This is a genomic window from Xanthobacter aminoxidans (assembly GCF_023571765.1).
GTDB lineage: Bacteria > Pseudomonadota > Alphaproteobacteria > Rhizobiales > Xanthobacteraceae > Xanthobacter > Xanthobacter aminoxidans.
The window spans coordinates 1-21,384 of the sequence record NZ_JAMJXC010000024.1 but is presented as its reverse complement, the minus strand read 5'-3'; the positions used below and the strand labels follow the sequence as shown (position 1 = coordinate 21,384).

The 21,384-nt window shown below is 63.1% G+C and carries 20 protein-coding genes; 18 read left to right on the top strand and 2 right to left on the bottom strand.

Translation table 11 applies throughout. The features are described from left to right. The first annotated feature begins 24 nt into the window (after nt 1–24). From EJ105_RS24395 to EJ105_RS24385, 3 genes are all read left to right on the top strand, one after another. Nucleotides 25–855, top strand: coding sequence for an IclR family transcriptional regulator (locus EJ105_RS24395; protein WP_250168367.1), 831 nt, complete (start codon nt 25–27; stop codon nt 853–855). A 293-nt stretch (nt 856–1,148) separates the two neighbouring features. Beyond that, a complete protein-coding gene (locus tag EJ105_RS24390; protein ID WP_250168366.1) occupies nt 1,149–1,862 on the top strand; it encodes a spermidine synthase in 714 nt (237 codons plus the stop codon). 12 nt (nt 1,863–1,874) lie between these two features. Next, entirely contained in the window at nt 1,875–2,588 is a 714-nt protein-coding gene (locus tag EJ105_RS24385) for a DUF2161 domain-containing phosphodiesterase (RefSeq protein ID WP_250168406.1), read from the top strand. A 214-nt stretch (nt 2,589–2,802) separates the two neighbouring features. Here EJ105_RS24385 and EJ105_RS24380 read toward each other — a convergent pair whose 3' ends face one another. After that, nucleotides 2,803–3,654, bottom strand: a complete 852-nt coding sequence (locus tag EJ105_RS24380) for a MurR/RpiR family transcriptional regulator (protein ID WP_250168365.1) — start codon at nt 3,652–3,654, stop codon at nt 2,803–2,805. Between the two features lie 111 nt (nt 3,655–3,765). Between EJ105_RS24380 and EJ105_RS24375 the strand changes: the two genes are divergently transcribed. Together EJ105_RS24375 and EJ105_RS24370 are read left to right on the top strand one after the other, a co-directional pair. After that, nucleotides 3,766–5,310 carry an MFS transporter gene (locus EJ105_RS24375; RefSeq protein WP_250168364.1) on the top strand — a complete coding sequence of 515 codons (1,545 nt, stop codon included), beginning with the start codon at nt 3,766–3,768 and terminating at the stop codon, nt 5,308–5,310. A 47-nt stretch (nt 5,311–5,357) separates the two neighbouring features. Beyond that, the gene (locus EJ105_RS24370) at nt 5,358–6,017 is read left to right on the top strand and encodes an aspartate/glutamate racemase family protein (protein ID WP_250168363.1); all 660 of its coding nucleotides are present in this window, start codon (nt 5,358–5,360) and stop codon (nt 6,015–6,017) included. Nucleotides 6,018–6,287: 270 nt separating this feature from the next. Here the strand turns inward: EJ105_RS24370 and EJ105_RS24365 are convergent, their stop codons facing one another. After that, nucleotides 6,288–7,736 carry a DUF1254 domain-containing protein gene (locus EJ105_RS24365; protein ID WP_394042813.1) on the bottom strand — a complete coding sequence of 483 codons (1,449 nt, stop codon included), beginning with the start codon at nt 7,734–7,736 and terminating at the stop codon, nt 6,288–6,290. Nucleotides 7,737–8,407: 671 nt separating this feature from the next. Here EJ105_RS24365 and EJ105_RS24360 point away from each other — a divergent pair. From EJ105_RS24360 to EJ105_RS24305, 13 genes are all read left to right on the top strand, one after another. Beyond that, the gene (locus EJ105_RS24360; protein ID WP_250168361.1) at nt 8,408–8,605 is read left to right on the top strand and encodes a hypothetical protein; all 198 of its coding nucleotides are present in this window, start codon (nt 8,408–8,410) and stop codon (nt 8,603–8,605) included. A gap of 46 nt (nt 8,606–8,651) precedes the next feature. Further along, nucleotides 8,652–9,674, top strand: coding sequence for a helix-turn-helix domain-containing protein (locus EJ105_RS24355; RefSeq protein WP_250168360.1), 1,023 nt, complete (start codon nt 8,652–8,654; stop codon nt 9,672–9,674). Continuing rightward, nucleotides 9,674–10,309 (top strand): hypothetical protein, encoded by a 636-nt coding sequence (locus EJ105_RS24350; protein ID WP_250168359.1) that lies wholly within the window; start codon nt 9,674–9,676, stop codon nt 10,307–10,309. The genes EJ105_RS24355 and EJ105_RS24350 overlap by 1 nt, the downstream gene beginning before the upstream one ends. A gap of 31 nt (nt 10,310–10,340) precedes the next feature. Next, on the top strand, nt 10,341–10,613 hold the full coding sequence (locus EJ105_RS24345; RefSeq protein WP_250168358.1) for a hypothetical protein: 273 nt from the start codon (nt 10,341–10,343) through the stop codon (nt 10,611–10,613). 57 nt (nt 10,614–10,670) lie between these two features. Beyond that, the gene (locus EJ105_RS24340; RefSeq protein WP_250168357.1) at nt 10,671–12,125 is read left to right on the top strand and encodes a plasmid recombination protein; all 1,455 of its coding nucleotides are present in this window, start codon (nt 10,671–10,673) and stop codon (nt 12,123–12,125) included. A 10-nt stretch (nt 12,126–12,135) separates the two neighbouring features. Then, entirely contained in the window at nt 12,136–12,264 is a 129-nt protein-coding gene (locus EJ105_RS27910) for a hypothetical protein (RefSeq protein ID WP_284145627.1), read from the top strand. Nucleotides 12,265–12,333: 69 nt separating this feature from the next. Next, nucleotides 12,334–12,843 (top strand): serine/threonine protein phosphatase, encoded by a 510-nt coding sequence (locus EJ105_RS24335; protein ID WP_250168356.1) that lies wholly within the window; start codon nt 12,334–12,336, stop codon nt 12,841–12,843. 52 nt (nt 12,844–12,895) lie between these two features. Further along, nucleotides 12,896–13,111 (top strand): AbrB/MazE/SpoVT family DNA-binding domain-containing protein, encoded by a 216-nt coding sequence (locus EJ105_RS24330; RefSeq protein WP_250168355.1) that lies wholly within the window; start codon nt 12,896–12,898, stop codon nt 13,109–13,111. Next, nucleotides 13,098–13,442 carry a type II toxin-antitoxin system PemK/MazF family toxin gene (locus EJ105_RS24325; RefSeq protein ID WP_250168354.1) on the top strand — a complete coding sequence of 115 codons (345 nt, stop codon included), beginning with the start codon at nt 13,098–13,100 and terminating at the stop codon, nt 13,440–13,442. Before EJ105_RS24330 ends, EJ105_RS24325 begins: the two co-directional genes overlap by 14 nt. 676 nt (nt 13,443–14,118) lie before the next feature. Beyond that, nucleotides 14,119–17,121, top strand: coding sequence for an N-6 DNA methylase (locus tag EJ105_RS24320; protein ID WP_250168353.1), 3,003 nt, complete (start codon nt 14,119–14,121; stop codon nt 17,119–17,121). Continuing rightward, nucleotides 17,118–17,921: a hypothetical protein gene (locus EJ105_RS24315; RefSeq protein WP_250168352.1), complete on the top strand. Its 804-nt coding sequence runs from the start codon at nt 17,118–17,120 to the stop codon at nt 17,919–17,921. The genes EJ105_RS24320 and EJ105_RS24315 overlap by 4 nt, the downstream gene beginning before the upstream one ends. Nucleotides 17,922–18,195: 274 nt before the next feature. After that, nucleotides 18,196–19,731 (top strand): AAA family ATPase, encoded by a 1,536-nt coding sequence (locus tag EJ105_RS24310; protein ID WP_250168351.1) that lies wholly within the window; start codon nt 18,196–18,198, stop codon nt 19,729–19,731. Then, nucleotides 19,731–20,573: a hypothetical protein gene (locus EJ105_RS24305; RefSeq protein ID WP_250168350.1), complete on the top strand. Its 843-nt coding sequence runs from the start codon at nt 19,731–19,733 to the stop codon at nt 20,571–20,573. Before EJ105_RS24310 ends, EJ105_RS24305 begins: the two co-directional genes overlap by 1 nt. Nucleotides 20,574–21,384: the final 811 nt, after the last annotated feature.

The following is a 21,384-nucleotide window of genomic DNA, read 5'->3' as shown; positions in this document are numbered from 1 at the left end:
CGCAGCGAGAGGCTGGCGATTCAGATGGCCAAGGCAGCGAAGCAGCAGCTGGAGAGCGTGGAGAAGCCGGAGAAGCCCGAGGAGCGGGACAACGCCTCGGCCATGCTCCGCGCGCTCGATCTTCTGGGCGAGATCGCCCGCTCCGAAACGCCCCTCGGCGTGCCCGAGCTGTGCGTGCGGCTCTCCCTGCCCAAGCCCACCGTCCATCGCCTGTGCCAGAAGCTGGAGGCGGAATCCTATCTGCTGCGCGAGCCGGACGGCCGGCGCTTCGCGGTGGGGCCGCGCTTCCTGCGCATGGGCTTCGACATGCTGCGCAACTCGGTGAGCACCGAGCGGCGCGGCATCCTCGAAGCGCTGGTGGACGTGGCGGGCGAGACCTGCAACTTCGTCACGCGCGTGGGCTCGGAAGCGATCTATCTCGACCGCGTGGAGGCGGCCTGGCCGCTGCGCCTGCATCTGGAGGTGGGCTCGCGGGTGCCCATGCATTGCACCGCCTCCGGCAAGCTGTTCCTCTCCGCCATGCGCCCCGTCCAGCGCCGGCGCATTCTGGAGACGCTGCACCTGAAGGCGCAGACGCCGAACACCATCACCACCGTCGAGGCGCTCGACGCCGAGCTGGAGCGCATCGCGAAGAATGGCTACAGCACGGACGATCAGGAGTTTCTGGAAGGCCTCGTCGCCATCGCCGTGCCGGTGAAGGACCGGCGCGGCACGGTGGTGGCGGCGGTGGCCTGCCACGGCCCGTTGCCGCGCTTCTCGCTGGAGAAGGCGCGGGCGCTGGTGCCCAACCTCAAGGAAGCGGCGGAACGGCTGCAAGCCACCCTTCCCGATTCCGGCGACGGCGCGGACGACTGACGCACGGCTTGCCTGCGGGATTGCCCGAACCGAACGATGGGAAACGAACCCGCGACATACAGTCAGGGAGTTCGGTGCAAGCCGTTGAATTGAAACATGCAGTCAATGGCTGAGATCAAGGCCGCCAGGTCGAGTGTCCGCTATCGGCAGATCCGCCTTGCCCCTCAACTTGAGACACGAGCCTTCCCGTCGTGCGGCGGCACGTGGTCGTCTGCTGGCCGGTAGCGAGGGGACGGAGGTTTGGCCTATATAAGGCCGCTCGCAAAACGCGATCCTCAACCGAAGAGTGACCCGTGATCCCCTGGTCGCAGCTCGACACCGCGGACGTGCCCGATGGCGGCGGCCGCCTCCGCCTGATGCAGCGCGGCGCGGAATTCTCGATCATGGCCGGGTCCATCGAGCTGATGAACAGCCGTCTCAGCGGGTCTGAAGAGGCGCTCGCCACGATGGTCTGCGCCAGACTTCGGGACCGCCCCAGGCCGCATGTGCTGATCGGTGGGCTGGGAATGGGTTTCACCCTTCGCGCGGCGCTCGCCGAACTCGGGCCCGATGCCCGTGTCACCGTGGCGGAACTGGTGCCGGCGGTGGTCGCGTGGGCGCGGGGCCCCATGGCGGGGATCTTCGCGGGTTGCCTGACCGATCCGCGTGTCAGCATCCGCGAAGAGGATGTGGTCGGCCTGATCCGTGCCGGCCGGGCGACTTTCGATGCGATCCTGCTTGATGTCGACAACGGACCCGAAGGGCTGACACGCGCGGCCAACGACCAGCTTTACGATAGTGCCGGCCTCAACACGGCCAGGGCCGCGCTGCGGCCCGGCGGCGTGCTGGCCGTCTGGTCGTCGAGGCCGGACCGGAATTTCACCCAGCGGGTTCGCAAAGCCGGGTTCGGCGTCGAAGAGGCGCGCGTGCGGGCCAATGGCGGGCGCGGAGGGGCGCGCCACATCATCTGGATCGCCACCAATCCGGAGGTCCGCCCTCCCGGCCCCGCCCGGCACAGGCCGGCCTGACGGAGGCGGATCCTGGAGACATCCCTTTATCTGCCCGTGAAGGCGTTTCTGGAAGGCCTCGGCTTTGCCGTCAAAGGCGAGGTCGGCGGCTGCGACCTGGTTGCGCTGGCGGGGGACGGAATCCCGATCGTGGTCATCGGGGAATTGAAGCTCAGCTTCAATCTGGAACTCGTCCTCCAGGCCGTCGACCGTGCCTCCGCCTGTGACGAGGTCTGGCTCGCAGCGCGCACATCGGTGCGCGGAAACGGACGGGAAAGCGACGCGCGCTTCCGCAACCTGTGTCGGCGCCTCGGCTTCGGCATGCTCGGCGTCTCGTCTGGGGGCGAGGTGACGGTCCTCGTCAGCCCCACGTCTCCCATGCCGCGCAAGGATCCGCGCCGCAGGTCGCGGCTCGTGGAGGAGCACCGGCGCCGGCTGGGCGATCCGGCGGTGGGGGGCGGGTCGCGTACACCCATCATGACCGCCTATCGGCAGCAGGCGCTCGCCTGTGCTCTGGCCATGGTGGAGACCCCCAAACGCCCGCGCGATCTGCGTGCGTTCGCGCCCAACGCCGGAAAAATCCTTCTGGACAATGTCTATGGCTGGTTTGCCCGCGTGGATCGCGGCATCTACGGCCTCACGCCGGCAGGGCGCGAGGCGCTGATCCGCTGGCAGGCGGTCCCCGGTTCCGCGACTGCAGCCGGCATGGTGGTGCCGATGGGCTCCAGCACAGCCGGCGATGCCTGAGCCCACCGACCCCGGTGAACGTCGCGAACGCGATGGTCTCGAAAGATCACCATGGACTGCGCAGAAGCTCGGGGCGATGTCGCGGAGGTTCCGTCTGTTGCGACACGGCTTGTGTCTCCAGCCTTTAGAGGTCGAAGACATCCCGCGGTTTGAGGAATGAACGGGGCCGGCAAGGCAAACACCTTGTCGGGGCGCAGCGCGCTTTTCAAATGCCCTAGGGCTCCTCGTCGAAGGCATCGTGGGCTGCCTCGATCGCGGCCATGCGGCGCCGGCCTTCACGGCCGCTGAGTTCCAGGACGCGGGTGGCCAGAAAATGCGAAAGCCCGATCACCGCCACATGGTTGTCCAGCGGGCCGGCCGCCCGCGCCTGGCAGGTGATGAGCCATGTGGCCGGGCCCGGGTTCTCCGTGGCCGAGTCCGCCACGCACAGGACCTGCGCGCCAGCCTCGACTGCCCGCGTGATCAGGTGGGAGGAGGCGGGCGTCGAACGCCGCAGGGCGAAGACGATGAGGACGTCGCCCTTATTCAGCGTTACCGCATATTCGGCGATGGTCTCCCCCGCAACCGGGAGAAGGATGCTGGTCTCGATGACGCGGAAGACCTGCCAGCGCAGATAGGCCGCGAAGGACTGGTTGTTGCGGAAGCCCACGAACCAGACCCGCTTTGCCGCGAGCATGGCCCGCGCGATCCGGTCGATCATCTCGTCGGACAATCCGCCGTAGGTCTCCGACAGGTTCTGGACGCTGAGTTCGAGGTGGGCGCGCAACGTATCGCTGGCATGGCTCTCGCCGCTCAGCAGCATCAGCGGCGAGCCGGCCTTCTGCTCCAGCCGCACCTGCCGCCGCGCGTCGTTATAGCTTTCATACCCGAGCCGGTGAAAAAAACGGGTCACCGCCGCATTGGAGACCCGTGCGGCATTGGCAAGCTCGGTTGCCGTATAAGCAGGCAGATTGCCCGGAAAATCGATCAAGAATTCGGCGAGCCGCCTCTCGGTCGGAGACAGATCATCCCTGTGGCGGGTGATGCGCGCCACCAGCGAGTCCTTGGCGGAAATCGTCGTGCTCACCGCGCCTCACCTGTTCCTATCATCTTGTGCCGTCAGCCGAACTGCGGTTCGGCCCGCCTGCCGCTGGCATGCGGTCCAGCTCCTGTATGACCCAAAGCGCCGCGCGGCACCATGCGGATCGTTGCGCTGGCATGGAAGTTGCTGAAAAAAATTTTGCAGAACGGGTATATTGAAAATTCAATCGCAGCCGTCCTGCGGGTTTGGGGACCAACGAAGGGACTGACCATGGCTGGGGAAAACGTGCAGCTTTCCGCCCCCGCGTCCGAGGCGGCGGTGCAGGTCGAGACGGCGCTCGACAAGATCGGCGTGACCACCGCGCACAAGCTCATCGTGCTGCTGGTGCTGTTCGGGGTGATGTTCGACGTCTTCGAGCAGAACACCGTGGGGCTGATCGCCCCGTTCCTGCGGGAACAGTGGCATCTCTCCGCGGCCGACATCGGGTTTCTCAACACGATGACCTTCGTCGCTGCCGCCATGGGGCGGCTCGGCTCCGGCGTCCTGGCCGACAGGGTGGGCCGCCGCTTCATGCTGAACGTCAACCTGCTGTTGTTCACGGTCGGCGCCGCGATCTGCGCGCTGGCGCCGGGCTATACCACGATGGCCATCGGCCGTTTCATCGTCGGCCTCGGGCTCGGCGGAGAGATCGTGACGGCAGTCACCCTGCTCGCCGAGTTCTGCTCCTCCAAGTTCCGCGGCACGGCGGTCGGGCTTATCAATGTGGGAGGCGGCGGCCTCGGCAACATGCTGGCCCCGGCCTTCGCCCTCCTGATCTTCACCCTGTTCCCGGGCGGGGACGGCTGGAGGTGGCTGTTCGGTGCGCTCGTGCTACCGGCGGTCCTGGTCGTGTTCTATCGGCGCTTCGTGCCGGAGACGCCACGCTTCCTGGTCACACGAGGCCGGGTGGCAGAAGCCAATCGCGTGTTGTCGCAGCTTGCGACCGGGTCCTTCTCGACCAAGAACGTCACGGTGACCGATCACGTCACCTCGCAGCCGGTGATCGAGACGCCCAGGCTCGGCGCGATCGTGGCCGACATCTTCCGCCGCGGCCTTCTTCGCCGCACCCTTGCCGTGGGGATCGCGTCCTGGATGACGTTCGGCGCGCAGCTCACCGTGCTGACCCTCATGCCGACGATCCTCGTCTCGCAGGGCCATACGATTACGCGGAGCTTCCTGTACACGATCATCCTGCAGAGCGGCAGCCTGTTCGGCGCGCTCACGGCGGCGGTGCTGGCAGCGCGCGTCCCGCGCAAGATCGTGCTGACGACGGGCGCTCTGTGCGCCGTGGCGGCGGGGCTCGGCTTCGGCTTCCTGGCCACCACCGACGCGCTGATCCTCGCGTTCGGCGCCGCATTTCAGTTTTTCGTGCTGCTCCTGAACACGACCATCTGGATCTTCGCGCCAGAAAACTACCCCACCCGGGTTCGCGGCTTCGGCACGGCGTTCATTCTCGCGCTCGGGACCATGGCGGGCGCGTGGATGCCGCTGCTTGCCGGCCGGGTGTTCGACATGGCCGGTGTCGCCGGCATGTTCACCATGATGGCGGGCATGTACGCGATCTTCGCCATCGCCGTGCAGTTCGCGCCGGAGACCTTCGGAAAGTCGATGGAAGCCGTGCCGGAGACGGCGCCGGCCGAACGTCCGCTTCAGACCGCCTGACGCCTCTCCCCTGGGCCGCGGTCCGGCCCGGGTATCAGGAACTTGCCGTGACAACGATCCTCCTCATCAATCCCAATACCTCCACCCGCTCGACCGAGATGATGCTCTCGGTCGCGGGGCCCCTCCTGCCCGATGCCGTCACCCTGCGAGGGGTGACGGCCAAGAGCGGGGCCGCCATGATCGTGGACGAGGCCGCCCTTGCCGAGGCCGCCGATGAGGTCGTCCGCATCGGGGTCGCGGAGGCATCGCGCGTAGATGCCATCATCGTATCGGCCTTCGGCAACCCGGGAGTGGGGGCGCTGCGTGCGCTCCTGCGGGTTCCCGTGGTTGGTATCGGTGAAGCGGCCATCCTCAAGGCCGCGGCGAAAGGATCCCGCTTCGGGATCGCCACAACGACGCCGGATCTCGTGCGCTCCATCGAGGCCGGCGTCCGCGACCTTGGCCTTCAGGGCCAATTTACGGGGGTTCGCGTGCCGGATGGTGATCCCCTCTCGCTCGCGGCGGATCCTCCCGCGCAGGACCAGGCGCTGGCCGCGGCGGCGACCGCCTGCATCGAGCAGGACGGCGCGGATGCCGTGGTGATCGGAGGTGGCCCGCTCAGCGACGCCGCCGCAAGACTGCGCCTGCGCTTTCCCGACCGGATCATCGAGCCCGTCCCGGCCGCGATCCAGAAAATCCTGGGGTCGATGTTCATGACCAGTCGCTGACGGTCGCAGCGATGCGGACGGCGGCGAGAAAGCTGAAGGCGTTGCGGTCTTATCGTGTGGTGACGCGTCGGACGTCCTTGAGGCGCCCGGCGAATACGAGATGTTGCCGCTGTCACACGCGACCAGTATCCCGCATGGCGTCGCTGGTGGCCGCGAATTCACCGGGTTCCACGCTTTCTCGGAGCGCGCGCATCATGTCGGGCGTCGCCAAATTCGCGCGCTGCAGCAAAAAGCCCCGGCGTTGAAGCCGGGGCTTGGCAGTGCTGGATTTTATTGTTGCAGCTCGATTTCTCCAGGACGCCATGTTTTGTCGAACCATGGCTCCAACGGTCCATAGAGGCGAAGGATCATAAACCAGCCTTTGCCAGGAAGCGTTTGCACCCAGTTTTGTTCAAAGCCAGCGGGAGCTTTTGGCCCAAAATAGACATCCACGGAGCCATCATCATTGACCTTGACGCCTTTGTTCTGGCTGCTCACGCTGGGGAACTGCTGATCGCTCTGCACCATGGAGCGCGTCTGATTGTCGTAGACGATAACCGACCAGAAATCCTTGACCGGAATGTTTGGAGGCAGGTGCAGTTTGTAGGTTTTGGCACCGTCGAACGGGTTGCCTTTCGAGTCCTGGGCTGCCCACGGGTACTGCGACCCCTGGCCGACCATCTTCAATGCCATCGCCGGTGTCACGCCTGTGGCGATATAGTAGAAGAAGGCGGCCCCATCCAGGTTGGCAACCCCCGGTGCGACTTCGAATTTGTAGCCACCGAAGAAGGGCAGCCGCCAGGAACTGTTCGGATAGAAGTAGGCGTCTTCACTGCGAATCTTAAAGGCGATCGTGCGTGCGGTCACGGCGCCGATATTCGCAGCGTCCTCCAGAATCTTCTTCATCCGCGCATCGGGATCAAACGGCTTTCCCTTAACGATCCCGATGGAAGCAAAAAGGCCCAGCGTGGTTGGATCACTTCCTTCGCTCGGTTCTTCCTGGATCGCTTGGTTCAGCAGACTCCAGAAAGAATAGTCACCAGGGGCAACAAAATTGGACGGAACGCCCGATACATTGACAAAATTCATTGCGGGCGGATTGGCGGCGTCTGCGAGCTGATAAATCTTCAGATGTTTCTTCACGGATTCGACCCCTGGCTGGGGTGAACCGTCGACAAGGAACGATCGGAACGGCATCCAGTTGCCGTATGTGCTGGGCCGTACGACAAAATAGCCGGGTGGAATTTCGCCCTGATATCCCGGCGGCAATACAAGGTACTTGCCACCCTTGCCTTTGTCGTCACCGGTGATGCCGACGTCGGCAACCCAGCGATACCAAAAGTCATCGATAGCCCCCAAGACCTTGGGTGGAATTTCGACGACTAACGGGCCCTTGTGTGTGTCAAGCCAAATGAAACTGTAGACGGTGTTGTCGTTTGCCGTCAGTTCCACGGTCCGAGAGTCGACCAAATTCTCCCAGATGACGTTCGTCTGGTTGACCGGCCCAAATCCACGCAGCGCATCTCTCATTCCGACTTGATTTACTATGGGTAGGCCAAGCAGATAGGCTTGCAGGGCGCGCGAGCGGTCCAAATTGTCGTAGATCGTCTGAATGGTTGGTGCATCGGGGTAGCCATGCGACAAGTTGAGTTCGCCGATTGATGTGTCGACCTTATCCGGTACGGAAACGCCGGGCGCAATCGGGGTTTCATATTTGTACTGCTGGGCAGCGCCGGGCATCACCGAAAGCGCAATCAACGTCAGCGAAGACAGGGCTAGCTTCAGTTTTTGTCTCATGGTTACGATCTCATTGATTCAGTAACGGTCAAACTTGGTGAAGCTCGGCAAGCATTCGGGCTGATTTGGTCCAAGGTCTGCACCAAATTCCGAGAATCGATGATTCTTGAAATCACCTCGTACCGCCCGAGGCGGCGCGCCCAATCGCAGCGAATTTTTATTTAAGTTGATACAACGGAACCCAAATCAACAGGCTTGATTCACGTCAACTTGCGCTAAACATCCGAGATGGAGCCAGCGCTTTGCCGTTCAGGTCTCTGAGTTGCCCCAAGTTTCCAGACGCCTTTAGCTTTGGCATTGTACCGCCGTTCGAACTCGATTGGCGACAGCATACGCCACGAGCGTGCTTCCGGGGGGTACGATAAGGCGAATAGACCGAAGAAGGCCGGGGGTACGAAAAGAGTCCGAAAGGCGCAGGGCATCGTCTCGATGATGCGCCGGCTACCGGGATATGGCGTCATGGCCGAGCCCCCAGAGTGCGGACGGCTGGCCCGCATCCTCGATGAGATCCGATTCAAGCGACCTGGTCGGCGCAGGTCGAAGCTGGAGCTGCACCCTGCGGCCGATACTGGACCGGGAGCCTCACGTGGTCGCACATCCCGGGCGACCTCCTCATGGTGAAGGAAACCACCGGGACGGGCGCCGATCCAAATGCGGTCAGCTCACCGGAACAGGCGGTAGACCCCCACGGGGAGCGCCGAGTTCAACGGTATGCCGACAAGCTCTTGTCACAGCTCGCGAAACTGGAGCGGGCGATGGGAATCGAACCCACGACATACAGCTTGGGAATTTGGCGCAAGCCGTTGAATTGAAATAACCGCGTTCCTCATCACTACCCCTCAGCAGAGGAAAGTAGTGATGGGGCTTCAAAACGAAAGACCCGCGAAGCGTGGCAGCGCTTCGCGGGCCCAATTCAGAAACAGCTCTTCTCAAGCCGCGCATCTTCAGTACCACGAGGAGCGGCAGCCAACAAGCCAGGTGACGCTGCTCGACAAGTGGCGCCTGCTCCAGGCATGTCTGGTGGATGACACGCTGTGCTCGACGGCGAAGAACCTCTTTGGTTTGCTGCTGGATCATCTGAACAGCCGGACCGGCCAGTGCAATCCCTCGGTCGCTCGCCTTGCCGCCCTGCTCTCACTCAGCCGACACGCGATCATGCGGTCGATCGCGGAGTTGGAGAACCGCGGTTGGGTCGAAGCCGATCGTAAGCAAGGCAAGCGTACTGACTATGAGCTTCGCTTTGATCGGTTGGGGATCCGGCACCTGGTGTCGGAAAGCCCGGAAGCCGGTTGCGAAAATGCGACCGCCCCTGAATTGGCCGCCCTTGGCACTGGTCGCGAGAATGCGACCGGAGGCAGTTGCAGGAATGCGACCCGAATCCAGGAAGAGAAACCGGTAAGAGGGGAGCATCCCCCTGCCCCCCGCCGAATGCTGGAGGAGCAGCGCCACCATCAGCTTACCGAACCTCTCCGATCCGCCACGCCACGGGCCGCGGTCGAGAGCGACTTCCAGGAGTGGTTCGGGCAGTACCCCAAACGGGAGGGTGAGGATGGCGCCCGGCGTGAATACCGGGCTGCGCGCCAGCGTGGTGTGACAGCTGCTGACCTGCTGGCCGGAGCCATGCGGTATGGATCTGCCTGTCGAGGCCGCGAGCCGCGCTTCATCGCCATGCCGGGCTACTGGCTCCGGGATGGCCGATGGAAGGATGCTCCGCCGGCCCTTGCCTCCGGTCAGTCTGAGGCCTCGGGTTCCGGCTATTTTCGGAGATCTGCTGTCCCCGACCACCTGGTCGTTCAGTCGATTTGCTCCAATGTCCTGGCGCGGCATCGCAGTGATTTGGCCTCCCGCGGAGGGCAGCATGTGCCCATGGGAGCGTTCTGATGTCCGAGATCATCAACTCGGCTCCCCATCACTCCATCACGCCGGTGGCGGCCCTAAAGACCCACCTCGCGCCCTGGCGCTGGTTCCGGAAGTTCGCCGACATCTGCTCCGATGCGAGCGTCATGGGGTTCTTCCACGCAGCAGAGCATTCGGCCACGGGAGAGCTCGCGCGAAAAAGCCGAGAGCAGGCGTGGATGGTACACCGGCGAGCTCCGCCTGCGCCGGTGATAGACGAAGCCAGGCAGGTGTTGCGAGCCGGCTTGGCCGAACATGCATCGCCTGAGGACATCTTGGGCCTGGTCACTGTCCTTACGAGCGGTCGCGCCAACTTCGATCCGATACGGCGGGCAGCCTTCGTGGACACGATGGCGGAACTGCTTATCGAAGAAAGCGAGATGGCTCCGTTCAGCACGGCTGCCCTGGCCGCAGCGGTGTACAAAACCCTGACGGAGAACAAATTCATCCCTGAACTCCCGGAGCTGCTGGAGGCGATCCGCAGCGCCGGCGTCGCTATGGCGGGCGTCGCTGACAGGCTCGACCGCCTTCAGGCCGCAGCCGCGATGGCACGGCAGTGCCTGTGCTCTCTGGGCGAGTTGGGCGCCCAGAGAGCACCGGACGGACGACGGTCTGACTAAATTTTCTTAGCGAAAAGAAGGAGCGGAAACGATGTTCGAGATTTGCCCTCCAATCGGAGATGAGGACGCGGCGCTGTCGGAACTGGAGGCCATCGAAACCTTCACCCAGCGGCAGCTCGAAGAGATCATCGGCGTCTCACGCCAGACGATTTGCGTCGTCGAGACGAGCGGGCACATGCGCATGCAGACGCGCCGCCGCCTGGAGAAGTTCCTGCGGCTCGACCTGGCGCTGTTGCCGGAGCCTCCTGTCGAGGTGGAAGCGGAGGTTGGGGGCCAGGGGGACACCCCGGCACACGGGGATTAGCGGAGCGGGCCGAAGGCAATCCCCTAGTGTGCTAACTACATTCAGGACGCATCCGCTATGTCTCCAATCACCGGGCTTGTTGAGCCGCCAAAAGCAGCCGTCCGCTGCGTGACACGCAAGGACCGGGGCGCGCATATCAAGACGTTCGCCGACCTGACATCCGCGCAGTCCCACGCCCGGCGTCAGGACAAAAAGGGCAAGGAGCGCCAGCGGCCCGGGGCCGACGCCACCGAAAATTATTTCTGGTCGCTCGCGGGCGAAGGATTCAAGGCCGGCACGGATTATGTCGCCGCCTTCAAGGAGCACAAACGCCGACACGCCATCGCCAGCGACGGCAACGGCGCGCTGGCGATGCACCTCTTAGTAATCGTGTCCAAGGGCTGGCTCGCCGAGACCGGCGACCCTCGCGACTGGCAGGGCAATCCCCGTGTCCGGCAGTTGGTCGAGGAGGCACGGCGGTGGGCCGACGAAGCCTTCGGCAGGGACTGCGTCTGGGCGGTGCGTTACGACGCCGACGAGGACGGCGCCGGCAACGTGGATATCCTGTGTTCGCCAGTCCGCGTCGACGGGCGCGCCAAGGCGCGACCGAAGCTGAAGATCAGCGTCAACAAGGCACTACAGGAGCTCGCCAGGCGTCACGGCCGCCAGAAGTCCTATTCCGCTCTTCAGGATTCCTGGGCGGAACACGCCCGGCAGCACCTCGACGCCTGCATCGTTCGCGGCGAAGAAGCCAGCAAGAAGCCGCACCTCACGCCGGAGGAGTACAAGGCGAAGGTCGCCGCCGAGCAGGAGCTGGAAGCGGCGCGCCTCAAGCACGAGGAGGTGCAGCGGATCCTCGAGGCACCGCCGCCAGCGATCCCGACGATTGCCCCGCCCACCCTTTCTGAGCGGCTGGCACCCGATCGCTGGATAGCCGAACAAAATTCCCGGCTAGCCGAGGCGGCCGGACAGGCCGCGGTTCGCATGGCGGCGAGCGACCACGAGCGCCGCCGGCTCGCTGCCGAGCTCGATCAGGCACGCACTCTCTCGGTTTCGGCGGACAAGATCGCCCGTGAACGCGACCTGGCACGAATGAAAGCCGAACGGCTATCAGACGATCTCAAGGCCGAAAAGGACGCCTCCGCCCGGCTGAAAGCCGAGCGCGCGGATGCGCTCCGCAAGTCGGAGGCGCTGGCTGCCGAGATCCGTGAGATCCTGGAGGCTCCGGCCCTCGACCTGGTCGAGGAGGTGGCGCCGGAGCTCAGCCTCTCTCCGGCGGGCCCTTTCCATCTTGCCGAAGATGGCCGGCGGTTCGTGCTCGACGCGGAGACCTGGGGTGAGCCGGACGTCCATGCCAGCGGCGTCGGGGCGATCTCGCTGGTCATGCAGGTTCTGCGCGTGCGGCTCGAGCAGGCCATCCGATGGCTCACAGAGCGCTTCGGCCTCGTCCGGGTCCAGGCAGAGATTGCCGCCGTGGCAGAGCTGGATGTTCCCGCACCGGGCGGAGACGCCCCGCGCCAGCCCGGATTGTGAGAGGCAGCCCGTGCCCTTCACCTTTGCCATAGGCGACCTGCATGGCCGGTTCGATCTGCTCGATGCGGCGCTGGTCGCCATCGAGGCCCGCGCCGATGGTGGCACGATCGTCTTCCTCGGCGACTATGTGTATCGCTGACCGCAGAGCCGGGACATCATCGAGCGCCTTATGGCCGGTCCCTCACCAGGCTGGCAGTGGATCTGCCTCATGGGCAATCACGAGGCGACGCTGGTGGAGCTAGTGAAGTTCCCCGAGATCGGAATGCCCCGCTTCATCGTAAACGGCGGCGGAGCCACGCTGGCATCCTATGGTACATCGACGTGGGCTCCCGGTGAGCCGCTGCCGATCCCCGCGGCCCACGTCACCTGGCTTGCCGGCCTCCCGCTCATGCATGTGGACCTGCACCGCGTCTATGTTCACGCCGCCGTCGACCGCTGGCGCCCGCTCCATCGACAGCGGGAGCAGACTCTGCTGTGGGATATCTACCCTGAAGACGATCACGGCGGGCATGGCGACTTCCATATCGTCCATGGTCACCAGCAGGTCGCGGAGGGGCCGGTGCTGAAGAAATACAGGACCAACCTCGACACGTTTGCTTGGCGGACCGGACGGCTGGTGGTGGGGATGTTCGACGACGAGCAGCCGGGCGGGCCGGTCGATTTCGTGGAGGTGGCCGGAAACCATGACCGAGTTTCTACAGGGGGTTTGACGACTTGATCGCGGTAAGGATATTCCTTACATTAAGGCCTATTCCCATGGAGGTGCCGGCATGATCGTCAGCAAGCTCACGTCCAAGGCCCAGACGACCATTCCTCAGGCGGTGCGCACAGCCCTGCACCTCAAGGAGGGCGACGAGATCGCCTACAGCATTGAGGACGGCCGCGTGGTGCTCACCAAGGCCGCTACGAAGGCCGGCGATGACCCCTTCGCCACCTTCACCGAGTGGGACAGCGACGCGGACCGCAAGGCCTATGCCGACCTTTGAGAAGGGCGCGGTCGTCCGCGTTCCATTCCCCTACACGGATCGCTCCACCCGGCAGCACCGCCCCGCACTGGTCGTGTCTCCCGGCGGCGTGGGCGAAGCCGCCGAGTTGTTGTGGGTAGTGATGATCACCAGTGCCGAGAACCGCCCCTGGCCGGGCGATGTGCTGCTCGGCGCCGGGTATCGGGAGAGTGGCCTGCCGGCCCCCTCTGTCATCCGCCCTTGCAAGATAGCGACGATCGAGGCGCGCTTGGCGGAGCCTATCGGGTCGGTGTCGCCGGCCGTGCTGCGGAAGGTGGACGCGGAGGTTCGGAGACTGCTGGGGTTTGGATGAGCCGAGGATAAAGCCGGAAGGAGGCTCCGTCGTCGCCGTGACATTCCACGGATCCGGCGCCGCGTTCCCCTGAGGGGTGCGGAACCCTTTGCCGACCTTTGATCTCGCCTTTAGCGACGTCTGCTTCGCGCCCCCATCTCAGTCATTGAGCTGGCAACCGCTGCGTCCCAAAATGCGGTCATTGGTGAGTTGGGGCTCGTCGGCACCAATGCGACATTTGCCGACTGGCATTCCACCGAGGAGCAGACATTCGCGCCTTCACCAGCGACACCAAGCTTGCGTCACGATAAGACGCGCTCACCTCGAACGTTGAAGCGCGCGGATCCGCCATCGCATCGTGCTCAACGGTAGCGGGACCGCATTCTTTTCCGCCGGCCACGCCAGCCGTGCATCGTAGAGGAGGCGCTACCTCCCGCGACAAATGCCGTCGATCTGCCCAGATGCGACGCATGAGACGATATGGTGCCGCATCCGGTCTAGCACGTTTCGTTCGTCCACGAATTTGATCGCGTTCGCGCATTTTTCTCGAATAGCGAAAGTGAACCGCCGCGGCTAAGTGCCAGCACTGCCTGCACAATCTCGCCTGAGTAATCGGTTTGTTTTCAGTGGCTTAATGCCTTTTTATGGTTTAGGGTGTCGTGTCACCCATGGACGTGGCGGATAGGGGAGGCGAGCGATGGACGACGCGTCCCTCACGCGCAAGGTCGAGTCGCTGTGTCGCGCGCTAGGCTACGTTGGCAGCGCGACGTATTTCGCCAACGCCGAGTCCTTCGATCGGCTCGAGAATGTACACGTCGTCATGACGGCGTTTGGGGCGATCGGCGTCCATTCCGTGTTCGGCATTTCTGATGGCGCGATTCCAGGATCTTTCAAGCCGGTTGTATATGTGGGCCAGGCGCGCGACGACATGGCCGCGGACGAACTACACCGTCGCGTCTGGACCCAGGGCGTCGTGCCGCTGCTCGTCGTCGTAACCCCTGGTGGGGTGGAAGTGAGGAACGGGTTCGGCCCTCCATCCGACGGGTCTGTCCTGACGCGCCACGAGGACGTCGACGACGTTTTACCCGCATCGTTGGAGGACGTTTCGGCGCGCTCCCTGACAACTTCCATTTTTTGGAAGGACCGCAAGGTCTCGCGCGCGGACACAATCGACAGCCGGCTCGTAGCCGCGATCGAGCAACTCAACCGATACGCGTGCACCACTTTTCCCCAGCTCGATACGCGCCAAGGCCGCGCGCTCGTGAACGCATTGGTTGGCAAGCTTATCTACCTGTTCGTGCTGATTGATAGGGGATTGATCGACGAGCAGTGGCTGCGCGATGTCATCCGGGCCTCTGGATGCAAGGGTATGGGATTCGCCGACGCGGCTTCCCATCGTGGTTTGCGGTCCAATTATCCGGAGTTCTCGCCCGACGAGGTCTGGGCAGTCCTGGACGGCATCGACGGGGCGATCAATGGCTGTGTGTTCCCGATCGCGGAGACCGAGCGTCCCCAAATTCCGTCTGAGCTGATCCCGTTCATCCATCGGGTCGTGCGGTGGGACGAGAAGGTAGAGGGAAGGCAGCTAAGCTTCCTCGACGTCTCGTTCCAGGTGCTTCGCACCGAAACGATTTCGGCAATCTACGAGCGGTTCCTTCGCTTAGAGGACGGCGATGCGCAGCGCGACGAAGGCGCTTTCTACACGCCGCCTTACTTGGCCGATTTCGTCGTCACGCGCGCCGATGCCCAACGCCCTATGGATGCGACCTCGCGGGTGGTCGACGCCGCGGCCGGCTCCGGCGTGTTCCTCGTCTCCGCCTACCGCCGCATCATGGAGCGATGCGCTCCGCCCGGCGGCTGGGGCCCCGCCCACGCGAACTCGGCTCGCCACCTGTTAAGGGATTGTATTTTCGGCATCGAGAAGAACGCCCAGGCCGCCAATGTTTGCCGCTTCAGCCTATATATGACGATGCTAGACTATATTGCCGGAGTGGCGATCAAGGATCTCGCCGGAATCGATGCGGGCGAGAAGCTCTTGCCGCCCCTCGCCGACAACATCGTTGTCGCCAGTGCCTTCTCGCATCCTTTCGAGGGCACAACCTTCACCCATGTTCTCGGCAATCCCCCTTGGCGTCGGCTGAAGCGTCAGGCTACGAGACGCAATAGCCAGGCTCCGAACCAGAGCGTTCCGGTGACCGATGACGCGTTGACCGCATTTCTCGCCGAACTGCAGGCTGAGACACCCGTTATGCACGGGCGCCTTTCGGACGCGTTCGTCTGGCTCGCCGTAGAGCGTCTGTGCGAGGAAGATGCGGTCATCGGGCTTATCCTGCCGACAACCTCCTTAGTAGGTCGCCAATCGGAACGCTTCGCCACGGCATTAGCCTCCAAAGTCTCCGTCCGTTCCGTGGCCAATCTTTCCTATCTGCGATACCGGCTCTTCACCGGCGCCCGTGCGGCGGCGACGGTCGTGGTGGCGCGCCACCAAGCGCCCCAACCGTCCGACCTCGTCTCCGTATACAGACCTCGGCTGTCCTCGTTACCGCTAGGCGAGGTTGGAGACGTCTGGGCGCTTTTTGTGTCGCAAACCGACCTGCAGACCGTCCAGGTTAGGGACCTACAGGGGGACTCCAATGGCTGGTTCGGCCCGCTCATTCTAGGAACGGTGGACCGGCGGACCCGCGACGCACTTCGGAACTTCACGAGGCGGCGCAAATCGACGGTCGAGGATTTCCTGATGCGCTCGGGCTTGCGCATCCAGCGCGGCGGCAATGAGGAGGATACGGGTTTCCGCTTCCCGGTGCGGACCGACAGCCAGGGGCGAAAATTACCCGTCAATCTCGTCGCCCTGCCTAAGGCTTTAGAACAGGAGATTGCTGCAGGCTATCGGGCGCTTTTCTCCGGCAACATCCTTTTGGTGCCACGAGCCTTCAAGGGGCTACGCGTGCTCGAAGCGCCGCATGCCTTTAATTCCACTTTCTACGGGATATTTTTTGCAAATGATCGCCGCGCTGCATCGGCCACGCAGCACTTCGAGCATACGCAAGTCTCTCGGCAGATCGACGCGCTTTGGTCCCTGAAAGCGTTCCTCGAATCGGGCGTCGTGCGATATTTTGCGGCCCTCTACGGCGCGACGGTATTGCTAGACGGCAAACGTTTCGAGAAGGGTGATCTGCTCTCGCTTCCTTGCCCATTCGAAGACGCTTCCGAGCCGGCCTTTCTGGACTTGCATGGTTCCTCGAACAAGGACGAATCCATCCTGGATGCGCTAGGTGCGGGCTCGGATCTACGACGCGCAGTAAAAGAGTTCCTCTCTTTCTCGGAAGGGTATGCCGACGCGCAACTTCCTGCCGACGCGTTTGTGGAAGCGGGTGAAGATCAAATCCGTTTCTATCTGGATCGCTTCAGCCGCGACCTCGCAGCCGCGTTCACGGAGCGGTTCGCGCCATCGGTGACGATCGAAGGGCACGGCGACGGCGTCGTTAGGCTCCGCGTCGCGTTCGGGCAAGACGCAGAGAAGGAAGAAGCCGCACCGCCGAGCCGTGACGGCAAGTTCGTGGCTTCGAGCGTCGTTTCGTTCGACGCAAACAGCCGCGTGGCGCGCCTGAGTAAATCTTCGGCGTTGTTCGCCTGGATGGCCGATCAGGCCGTGGACGACGCTGGCGAAGTCATCAGGCAGGTCATTTCGGAATGTCCATGAGAAGATGGCCTGCGGATGACCTAGCGGACGACGCCTGGCATCGATTCCTCGGCGAGGCGATCGGCGGCCTGCGCGAAGCGGCGCGACGGGTTCGCGAGCCGGCGTCGACGGAGCGACGGCCCGGGTGGTTCGGCAAGAGCAACAAGGCCCTCAAGGGAGCCAAGCTTCCGGACGAGACGTCGATAAGCCAGGCGCTTATCGAGGCTATGGAGGAGATCCGCGACGAGCAGTTCATCGTTGCGCCGAGCCCAGGATCGTCGATCCCCAGTCTGACGGGCATGGACTTCCATGTCGAGGTCGCTCGGCGATACGATCCGGCGATCGGACCGCGCGCCCAGCCCACCGACATACAGCTGGCGATCCATCGCGACCGTCTCGACCTGCGCCTTGAGGCGAAGAAGCTCACGAGACCGGGTGACATCGCCGCCGACTATCTCGGCGCGGAGGGCTTGGGGCGCTTCGATGATGCCAGTGCTCCTTATACCCTGGAGCGATTCGGAGGTATGCTCGCATACGTGACAGACCGCGACGCGGCCGAGTGGACGCTGTTGATCTCGGAAGGGATCCGCGCTGCATTGCCTTCCGATCGCGTGAAAACGACGCTTTTGCTGGGGGAGGAGATCATTACTACCAAGCACTTGCGCGACGTCGATATCGTGGTCCATGGGATCCAAGGTCGCTTCTCGACTGATGTCGTGCATCTCGTGTTCGAGTTCGACACCTGGCCAAACCGGAGGATCGCGAGTTCGCACGACCGCATGGACGATCGGCGTGTTAAAGAAGCCCAGCCGGAGGGGTAATGGGCAGGCATAGGGTGGCATGCGGACTGGCGGGTTTTAGCGGAAAGCGCGCCTGGAAAGACACTCCATGTTGCGGAACCGCCGAGCAACATTGCCTTCGACCGTACCGTATGCTCCGAATGTATCGGTTCCGCCGAGCGGATTATGAGACCAGCCGAGGCGTGTCGACGGCTGAGATTACAGCCTCCGGAATTCCGACATAGCCGGTTGCCAGCGACCACCGATGTCTGCGAAGTATTATCGAACAGAGCTTCCCTAGCGATCGTACCCACCAATGAAATTCACAGTCATCCCCTATTCGGAACGCGCTCGCCGATACAGAAACCTTGAAGGTAGATACGAGGTATTCGTCGTACGAGATAATTGGGATGATTATGGCTTCAGGACCAATTTCGCGCTGGTCTATTTCGATAGCGAAGGTACACGCCTCGACATCGGCGACGTCAAGATCATGCAGTCCGGCATGACCAGCGGCTATACACCTATCGACGAAGAGTTCGAACTCTTGACCCCCGAATACGCCTCGCTGGGCCAAAGCCAAGAATACTATGAATCGCTGCTGCATCTGGACGAGAATGTCAGGGTCGAAATCCTGACCGCTTTGCGGGACGTGATTTGGAATCAAGGCGATCTGGAAGCGTTGAAACAGCAGAGCGCCTACGGCGTCTCTCTCATGCGATCCATCGGTGACACTCGTTACGCCAAATTCGCATCAACCCTGCAGAACGATGCGGTACTGACCCCGTTCAACTTCTCGTACCGGTTCCCCGACAGCGAAGAGGAAATCCTGTTCGAGGTCGAGCCTAACAGTTTGCCGCCCACCAACATCCATGTCGTGATCGGACGGAATGGCGTGGGTAAGACCACGCTGCTCACCTCGATGAGCTCGCTGCTTCGCAACAGGCGTGATCGTCGACTGGGGCAGTTACGGTTTTTGGGCGCAGCGGTGGCGGACGCCAAGGATCAGTTCGCGAACCTGATCACCGTGGCCTTCAGCGCCTTCGACAGCTTCGATCCACCGCCGCGTTCCGCCTCCGGTCTGCTTCGCAGCATGAAGGCCGGCACGCGAAGTGGTCTCAGCTATACTTATGTCGGCTTGAAGAAGCGCATCAAGCGGGGCGACGAGCGGGCCACAGGCAACAAGAGCGAGGAGGATCTACTGACCGATTTCGTGGACAGCACACTCCACTGCCTCCGCAGCTCTAGCCGCCCGCGCTGGCAGTCGGCGATGCGCATCCTCGAGGCGGATCCCTTGTTCAGCGCGCTGGGCCCTTCCTCTCTGGCAGACTTGCCTGCTCAGAGTGTTGAGAAGGCGGCTGGTGATCTTTTCGCCAAAGCCAGTTCAGGACACAAAATCGTGCTCCTAACATTGACGCGGTTGGCGGAGTTGGTCAGCGAACGGACTCTTGTTCTCATCGACGAGCCCGAGGCGCATTTGCATCCGCCGTTGGTGATGGCCTTCGTCCGGGCCCTGTCGAACCTGCTTTCGAAGCGAAACGGGGTGGCGATCCTGGCCACGCATTCCCCCGTCGTAGTACAGGAGGTCCCTTCCGATTGCGTGACGCTGCTGTTCCGACCGGGCGGGGCCGTATCGGTGGAACGACCCGAAATCGAAACCTTTGGGGAGAATCTGGGTGCCCTGACCAGGGACATATTCCGCGTTCAGGTCACGGAGAGCGGTCACCATAATCTCATAGCCACCGTGGTCGCACAGTCGGATGATTTGGAGGACGTGCTCGAACGCTTCGGCGACCGCGTGGGGTCGGAAGGGCGCGCGCTTGCGCGAACCATGCTGCGGGCCCGCGGCTGATGCAGGCGGTCGCGCTGCCGGAGGAGGATGCAGGCGAGCTTTTCGCCGCGTGCGCTACTAGGACGCGCTCGGTTGCCGATCGAACTGCGCTCCTTTTGCAGCGCCCGTACGTCGAGACTCGCGCGGCGTCCTATCTGGAGCATGCGAACCGCGCCGCCCTGCACGAATTCGCCGTCGAGGTGCCGGTCGGGATACCGGCGGCCGACCTCAGCGGTGTCTACGACAGGGCATTAGTGAAGGGCGGCGAACGCCGGACATACGTCAAGCTCAAAGGCGCAGCACGCTATGGTCGCTGCCCGCTCTGCGCACAGCGGGACGTGAAGACTCTCGACCACTATTTAACGCGCGAGGACTATCCCGAGCTCGCCGTGGTGCCGGCCAACCTCGTACCCTGCTGCTCCGACTGCAACCACGAGAAGGGAATCTATCGAGCGACCCGAGTCGAGCGTTTGCTCTTTCATCCCTATTTCGATGACTGGAGCGCACACCGACTGATCAAGGCGACGCTGATCTTCGACGAGGGTTTGACCGTGACCTATTCGGTTCGCGAGCCACACGGTGCCTCGGAGACGACGGTAGAACGTGCGCGACACCATTTCGACAAGCTGGGCCTGGGTCACCTCTATTCGGAGCACGCGGCCGTCGAACTCGTGGACCGCAAGGTGGCATTCCTAGAGACTTTTCAGGCAGATGGTCCAGAAGGCTTGCGCGACGATCTGGAGCTCGAGGTTCGCAGTCGGAGCCGACGGAACATCAACAGTTGGCAGTCAGCACTTTATCGTGCCCTCTCACGGAGCGACGAGTTTTGCGAGGGCGGTTTCCAACAGATCGAAGATCCCTGACGCATTAAGCGTCGTGGAAGATAGTTAGGGCACCCATCCGATCCGTGAGGCAAAACCTGCCTCCGGCCCAGCAAGGCCGCCCATCGGTGCCAATCACGCCGGTAGTCCAAATAAAGATGCGGCGTCTTCTGGGGAGCGATCCGCAAATCGCAAACGACCGTAATGGAGTCGCGGAGCAAAAGGGCAGCTGCACGGCACTCGTTACTCGATAGCTGACCGTCGGGGGGGCGGCCCCATGCCGGACGTTCAGGCTCGCACTTGGTGAGGTCTGCTTCTGGCGCTGGGCTGAAATTCCTCGATGCGGTCCATGTGAAGGACCTTCTGGCGGCCCGCACGCGCTTCATCCCGAAGTCTGTTCTTCCGCATTTCGAGCATGTGTCCTGGCCGAAGGCCTGTCCAGAGGATGTAAGGACCGGCGCGGTCCCGAATGTGAGGATCGACGTTGGGGCCCGTTTGCGCGGCATGTGGGAATAGCGGCGGAAGATCCCGCATTCCTGCACAGGGCATCGGATATTGTCGCATCGGGTGACCGCGAAAGTGTGCTCCTGGTGAGCCCGAACTCTCCCTAGGGACTGGGCGCAATGCGTCCGCACCTCGCCGCCGCGCTTGGAAAAGTTCAGGACTGATCATCGTATCGTGATGAAGGACAACCGGAGGCGTGGGGCGATGCCCCACGCCTCCGGATGAACCGCCCCTAGTTTTCTAGACGCCTTCGGGGGTCGCTTTGTGCTGCCGTTCGAACTCGATGGGCGACAGCATCCCGTTGCGTGCGTGTTTGCGGGTGGGGTTGTAGAACATCTCGATGTAATCG